Source organism: Microbacterium sp. GbtcB4, from assembly GCF_019091465.1.
In the GTDB taxonomy this organism is placed as follows: domain Bacteria; phylum Actinomycetota; class Actinomycetes; order Actinomycetales; family Microbacteriaceae; genus Microbacterium; species Microbacterium paraoxydans.
In genome coordinates this window covers 1-292 of sequence record NZ_JAGXJJ010000061.1, presented here as the reverse complement: position 1 = coordinate 292, position 292 = coordinate 1, and the positions used below count along the sequence as shown (strand labels likewise).

At 75.3% G+C, this 292-nt stretch carries 1 protein-coding gene; it reads right to left on the bottom strand.

Annotation, left to right across the window (positions count from 1 at the left end; all coding sequences use genetic code 11):
- The coding region (locus tag KVS71_RS17280; protein ID WP_217585134.1) for an iron chelate uptake ABC transporter family permease subunit at positions 1–292 on the bottom strand (292 nt) is incomplete at both ends.

The window sequence follows — 292 nt, the reverse complement described above, 5'->3', positions numbered from 1 at the left end:
TGGACGACCGCGAAGGAGGCCCCGCTCGAGACCCCCAGGATGCCGGGGTCGGCGACGGGGTTGCGGGTGGCGGCCTGCATGGTCGCCCCGGCGAGCGCGAGGGCCGCCCCCACGAGGAGCGCGAGCACGGTGCGGGGGGTGCGCTTGACGACCGCGGCCTGCGCGATCGTGTCGGTCTGGCCGGACAGCGCCGCGAGGATGTCGTCGAGCGTGGCCGCGCGCACCCCGAACGACACCGAGAGCACGACGAGCACGAGGATCACTCCCACCCCGGCGAGCAGCCAGAGGGTGC